Genomic DNA, 5,873 nt, shown 5'->3' on the forward strand with positions numbered 1-5,873 from the left:
CAGGAAGGCCCCCGGCTCCGAGGCCGCGCACCGCTCATTTACCTATATGGCTGAGATAGAAGAGGACATCAAGCGCTACAGGGCCGCGCTTGACGCTTTCAAGCGCCAGGCCGATATGTTTCGGCGATGGGTCACAGCCGACGGCAGGTCGGGTTTCCCTGCCGCTGCAGGCCGTTACCATTTGTACGTCTCATGGGCCTGTCCCTGGGCCCATCGCACTATCATCGTCCGCAAACTCAAGCAACTCGAAGGTGTAATCAGCATGACGGCCGTCGACCCGCTCCGAGATGCTCGAGGCTGGGCATTCCGGGAAGGGCCGGGCCATTCACTTGATCCTATCAATAGCTTCCATTTTCTAAGTGAAGCCTATAAGGCCACCGACCCCCATTATCACGGACGCGTGACCGTCCCTGTCCTCTGGGACAAGATAACCAAGCGTATCGTGACCAACTCCGACGACGATCTCATGCGGATGTTCAACAGCGCATTTGACCGATTCACCGGAAGTACGATTGACTTGTATCCGAAAGATTTGCAGAAGGAGATCGACAACCTAAATACTTTTATTTATGAGAACGTGAACGACGGCGTCTACCGCGCAGGATTTGCGACCTCGCAGCAAGTCTATGAAGAGGCGGCGAAAAGACTCTTCAACGCCTTGGATCAACTGGATACACGCCTTGCCCACCGCCGCTACCTCTTCGGCTCGCAATTCGTGGAAACCGATTGGCGGCTCTTTGTGACCTTGGTTCGCTTCGACGCCGTGTACCACGGCCATTTCAAATGCAACATCCGCCGAATCATCGACTATCCCAACCTCTTCGGTTATCTGAAAGACTTGTATCAAACCGACGGAATCGCCGAAACCGTTAACTTCGACCACATTAAACGCCACTATTACATGACGCACGACGACATCAACCCGACTCGCATCGTTCCGATAGGTCCAGCCCAAGACCTTTTCGTCCCCCATGGCCGCGAACAGCTACCCTAGCCCCACTCGCAACTTTCAGATCACTCCGTAGCATTTGACACAACTTTTCTACTCGCTGTGTCCCTTTCTGCCACGAGCCGAAATGCACCATTCGCATAAGAGCCCAGAGTCTTGCGCTAACCAAGCCTGCCGGTTGACCATTTTTTCACAGCTTCTCCAGCACTCCATGGCACTTCGTTTGCGTACCATTATCTTCGATAAGCGTCATCACCTTTATTCGAGAAAGGAGGTCACCATGGTTATCCTTCGAAGACTCCAAAGTTACCTAGACAGCCACAAGATTCCCTATCAAGTAGTCAACCACTCCGTTGCCTACACAGCACGAGAGGCCGCGCAGAGTCTCCATGTCTCAGCCGATATGTTTGCGAAGGTTGTCGTCATCAAATCCGAGGGGCGTTACGTCATGGCCGTGCTTCCGTCCACATGGAATGTCGATTTCAAACGGTTGGAAGAAGTGCTGGAATGCCCGCATGTCAGGCTCGCCACAGAAGAGGAATTGGCGACCTTGTTCCCCGATTGTGAAATCGGTTCAATGCCGCCGTTCGGGAATCTCTACGGAACACCCGTTTATGTGGACGCCACGCTGACGCAGGACGAAGAAATCGTCTTCGATGCAGGCAGCCACGTGGGGGCGATCAAGATGCGTTACAAGGATTTCGCTGATCTGGTCCATCCGCAGGTGGCGGAGTTCCATCGCGAGCCGTCGAAGCTGGAGTCCTAGCTTTTCTTCACAGGGAACGTTTTCTTGAGAACCGGATTCGCGGTAGAGTGTACTTGCTTATGAGCAAGGGATTGCAATGACGAGTCCGGCGCGTATCACAGAATTCATTACGCACGATCTGTGGAGCCTTGATCTCTCGTCGTTGCCGACTTTCCAACGTGTAGCCGTGCAGGCACTTCGGCTGGCGGTCGCCGTTGCCTATGAATTCCGTCATCGGCTGCTCGACGCACGTGCGGCAGGTCTGGTGTACACGACACTCCTCTCGCTCGTTCCTTTTCTTGCGGTGACGTTTTCGGTTCTGAAGGCCTTCGGTGTTCATCACCTCATAGAACCGATCCTGGCCCAGGCGTTGGAACCTATCGGTGAGAAAGGCGCCGATATTACGGCCAAGGTTATCGGTTTCGTCGATCGACTCAACATCGGCGTCCTGGGTGTCGTCGGCGTCGCAGGCCTCTTCTACACGACCTACTCACTGATCGAAAAGATCGAGCAGGCCCTTAATGCCATCTGGCGGGTTCGTCAAGGCCGTCCATGGGGCAGGAAGTTTACCGACTACTTGAGCGCGGTCCTTGTCGGTCCCGTCCTGATTTTCACGGCCTTCGGGGTGCTGGCATCTCTTCAAAGCAACACGATCGTCGAGTATGTGCTCGAGATACAACCATTCGGGCTCCTGCTCGTCTGGACTGCCCAGCTAGCCCCGTTTTTCATTTTGTGCGGCCTATTCACCTTCTTCTACAAACTCATTCCTTATACGCAAGTTCGGTTCGGCTCCGCTATGATGGGAGGCATCACCGCTGCCTTCCTCTGGGGCATTGCAGGAGAAGCCTTCGCCAAATTCGTGGCGGCTTCAGCGAAATACAGCGCCATTTATTCCAGCTTCGCAGTTCTAATTCTCTTTCTTCTCTGGCTTTACGTCGGCTGGATGATCGTCCTTATCGGGGCACAATTCTCCTTCTTCCATCAGCATCCAACCGCCTACTTGTCGCGGCTGTTGTGGGAGCAGGGCACCTCGGCGTTCCGGGAACGATTGACCCTGCGGATTTTGCTGGTCCTGGCCCAGCGTTACTTGAAGGGCGCTCGGCCGTTGAATCATTCCGAGCTGGCGATCGAACTGAACCTCCCGGAATCGCTGGTGGGAGAACAGATCGAGCATCTGGTGGAGCGCGGGCTTATCGGCGTGCTGAGCGACCCGGAAGGGTTAAGCTTGCTCAAGGCGCCGGAGCTCATTTCCGCCAAAGACATTCTGGACGCGGCCAGGGAAGGGGCTTCCGTAGAATCGCTTGTTGTATTCGATCGCAACGACCCTCTCTCCGCTCTTCTAGGCCGGCGGGATGACGCTGTGGAACGGGCGCTGGCGGGGATTACTCTTCGAACACTGGTGACCGAGGGCGAGAAAGCCGCAACTAAACCAAAACCGACGAGCCTGGCCTGACTTGCCTGGGAGTACTCCCGATTCAAATCCCTGATTTGAGGAATCGATTCCTTTTACTGTCCAAACAACCTTCGGAACGCCGTTTTGATCTGTTCCAATCCGTTACGCAGGTCGCTCTCGAAGGTTTCCGCTTTTGCCTGCGCAGCCTGACGCTTTTCTTTTAATTGCGCCTTGAATGTTTGCAGATTAGCTAGCAGCTCCTGCTTCTTCGATTCAATCGACGACTGTTGCATGGCTTTCTCGCTCTCAAATCGATGTTTCAGCGCCTCGAACTCTGCCTCCAGGCTGCTCGCCCGACCCACCAGCTCCTCCCACAACCTGCCAGATTCAAACGCGGCTCCTTTCAGTTTCTGATCCGCCGTTGATTCGAACTCCGCCAGGGCGTTGAGAACCTTCACGCGTTGCTGCTCGAACGCGTCGCGAGCCTCGGCTTTACCGAGCGCTAATTGCACTTGGAGATGCTCAAGCCTGGCCTGAACTTCAGCCTTTGCCTGCTCCGCCACATCTTTCGATTGCTGCACATTGCCCTGAATCTGTTTCAGGACATCGAGCAACTGGACCTTGCGTTGCTCCAGCCGCAGCAACGCCTGATCTTTCGTCTGCGTCAGTTGCGCCTCCAGCGCCAATGCCTGGTGCTCCAACGCATCCAGTTTCTTATCGATCGATGCCCTCAGGTCCTTGATGCGAGACATACTCTCCTCCTCTTTCAAAAAAGAACTGTAAATCCTGCTCGTTCAACGGTGCGCATTCTACGCCTACTCCCCACCTCATCTCCAACAGGTTAGTGAACGGCAGTTCACTTTCCGGGAAGAGGCGGGTGGCACTCGGCTGGGAGCCCAGCCGCCTTTTCATAATCCTTGCAAGCGTGCTCATTCCATCTTCAAGAGCGTCCTGGTTTGGTTCCATCGTGCGTGCGTCGAACGAACACCGCCCATATTTTTACGATCGGATACACTCCCGTGTGTCGCGTTCCGCGAGGAGTTTCGCTATCTGCCATGGTGCTTTCAAGATCGCTCTTACCATTTTTCTCCTCTCAAGATCAGGCTGGTGGAAGGGAGGGACACGACGGTGTGCGACATCGCGCCGTCTCGCAGCACACAGCCATGACAGAAAGCGTGCGACAACTTTGCACCGTTGAGGTGCAGCTTCATAGGAGCACGCGAGCAGCCACGAAGAAGTTCCGTGGCCATGTAATCCCATCGCATGATGTCGCCACCGAAGCTGCCACCCCTTCGCACCCGCCTACTTCCCTAACTCGCCCAACCCCCTCATCTCATCCAGCCATCCCATCCGCTGCTTCTCGCTCATTCCTTCCACCAGGCCGATCAAGCTCACTTTAATCGGCCCGATCCCGCAGAATCCGAGAATGCTGCGCTCGAGTGCTTTCACACCATGCGCAAAGAAGAACCAACGATAGGCAAATGTCGGCATCCCCATTGTGACAACGATCCGCGCGGACTTTCCCTTCAAGCGCTTTTTTGGAAAGCGCCCTGCATCGTCATACTCGAACGCAAAACCCGGCCGAAGGAGCTGCTCGAGAAACGCTTTCAGTATGGCCGGCATGGTGCCATGCCAGAGTGGATACAGGATCACCAGATGGTCGGCCCACTGGATATCGGTTTGCGCCGCCGCGATCGAATCAGGCGGCATCCCGTTCTCGAACTCTTCCTTCGTCCGCAAGATCGGAAAATCGAGATTGGCCACCTCGATGCGTCTCACTTCATGCCCGCCGTCCTCGCAGCCCTTTGCATATTCGTCCGCCAGGGCATGGCAAAAATGACGAACCTGTCCGTCGGGGTGACCCTGAATGATGACAATGTGTTGAGTCATGACCTCTTAAGGTCAGTCGCTTTCCGACCGGTGCTTGTCCCCGTTCGAAACTGGGACAGGCACCGACGCCATCGGAGCCAGTCCCTTGCCATACTCATTTCGGCATCGCTCGTTTCTAGAACAGCGGATGATGTGGAGCACTTGCAGGAGGGGCGAACGGGACATCTCCTCCCTTGTTTCCAAGAAATCGCCAGGCGCCTTTCTCTTTGACGAGGAAGTGCACCTCATTGACCCAGCTGTCGATGGTAATTGGTTTTCCCGTCTGCTTTTCTGTTCCGTACAATCCACCGGTGCAGGTGACGTGCGCCTTCTTCATTCCATCGGCCTTGACCAGCTTCAGTTCAGTGAAGACATGTTTGGAACTGATCCCCCGATAGTGCTTGAATACTTCGCTCCACACGCGGCGCACGTCCGATCGTTTGAGGCCATGATAATTGTACGCTGTTGAATAGAACTCCATCAGCGCTTCAATGTCGGCCTTCTCAACCGCCGATTCCGCCCGATCGAACGCTTTGACTATGTCATCCATCACTTTTTGGTCAACCTCAGAGACCACTCCCGGTACGACCTCCACCGCCGCAGCTGCGGGTGTCGGATGGTGACACCGGGGGTGGAGGAGAACTGACGCGAGAACGAGGACAAGGCCGATGGTCCGCATGTGATACATACCATTCATGACGAGGCAATCGTGATGCCAGCGCTATGAGACGGAGAATCCTTTGATGATTCATGCATGACGCCCTGTTGCTTTCGCTATCACGCCATCACCCCTCATAGATTGATGCCTAACTCCCCAGCGGACGATCTATCCCTGCCGCAAAACGCCACGTTCGGCTTTTGTGAGACAATAAGAGGCCGAGAACTAGTTGGTTCCCGGCACACCTGATGCAGCTGTC

At 55.1% G+C, this 5,873-nt stretch carries 6 protein-coding genes; 3 read left to right on the forward strand and 3 right to left on the reverse strand.

Features of this window, described 5'->3' with window-relative positions:
• The 3 genes from ACWVCN_RS04860 to ACWVCN_RS04870 form a co-directional block, all read left to right on the forward strand.
• Nucleotides 1-994, forward strand: a 994-nt coding sequence (locus ACWVCN_RS04860; RefSeq protein ID WP_455244389.1) for a glutathione S-transferase family protein, incomplete at its 5' end; no start/stop codon positions are given.
• A 235-nt stretch (nt 995-1,229) separates the two neighbouring features.
• Nucleotides 1,230-1,715 carry an aminoacyl-tRNA deacylase gene (locus ACWVCN_RS04865; RefSeq protein ID WP_455244390.1) on the forward strand — a complete coding sequence of 162 codons (486 nt, stop codon included), beginning with the start codon at nt 1,230-1,232 and terminating at the stop codon, nt 1,713-1,715.
• Between the two features lie 76 nt (nt 1,716-1,791).
• Nucleotides 1,792-3,147 carry a YhjD/YihY/BrkB family envelope integrity protein gene (locus ACWVCN_RS04870; protein ID WP_455244391.1) on the forward strand — a complete coding sequence of 452 codons (1,356 nt, stop codon included), beginning with the start codon at nt 1,792-1,794 and terminating at the stop codon, nt 3,145-3,147.
• A 53-nt stretch (nt 3,148-3,200) separates the two neighbouring features.
• On the opposite strand, the gene ACWVCN_RS04875 is transcribed toward ACWVCN_RS04870, so the two are convergent.
• The 3 genes from ACWVCN_RS04875 to ACWVCN_RS04885 form a co-directional block, all read right to left on the reverse strand.
• Nucleotides 3,201-3,839 carry a hypothetical protein gene (locus tag ACWVCN_RS04875; RefSeq protein WP_455244392.1) on the reverse strand — a complete coding sequence of 213 codons (639 nt, stop codon included), beginning with the start codon at nt 3,837-3,839 and terminating at the stop codon, nt 3,201-3,203.
• Nucleotides 3,840-4,389: 550 nt separating this feature from the next.
• Nucleotides 4,390-4,977, reverse strand: coding sequence for an NAD(P)H-dependent oxidoreductase (locus tag ACWVCN_RS04880; RefSeq protein ID WP_455244393.1), 588 nt, complete (start codon nt 4,975-4,977; stop codon nt 4,390-4,392).
• 115 nt (nt 4,978-5,092) lie between these two features.
• The gene (locus ACWVCN_RS04885; protein ID WP_455244394.1) at nt 5,093-5,635 is read right to left on the reverse strand and encodes a hypothetical protein; all 543 of its coding nucleotides are present in this window, start codon (nt 5,633-5,635) and stop codon (nt 5,093-5,095) included.
• Nucleotides 5,636-5,873: the final 238 nt, after the last annotated feature.

The sequence above is a fragment of the Petrachloros mirabilis genome (assembly GCF_975968855.1).

Coding starts and splice junctions, on each gene's coding strand:
- ACWVCN_RS04885 (WP_455244394.1), bottom strand. CDS start 5,635: ATGCGGACCATCGGCCTTGTCCTCGTTCTCGCGTCAGTTCTCCTCCAC.
- ACWVCN_RS04865 (WP_455244390.1), top strand. CDS start 1,230: ATGGTTATCCTTCGAAGACTCCAAAGTTACCTAGACAGCCACAAGATT.
- ACWVCN_RS04870 (WP_455244391.1), top strand. CDS start 1,792: ATGACGAGTCCGGCGCGTATCACAGAATTCATTACGCACGATCTGTGG.
- ACWVCN_RS04875 (WP_455244392.1), bottom strand. CDS start 3,839: ATGTCTCGCATCAAGGACCTGAGGGCATCGATCGATAAGAAACTGGAT.
- ACWVCN_RS04880 (WP_455244393.1), bottom strand. CDS start 4,977: ATGACTCAACACATTGTCATCATTCAGGGTCACCCCGACGGACAGGTT.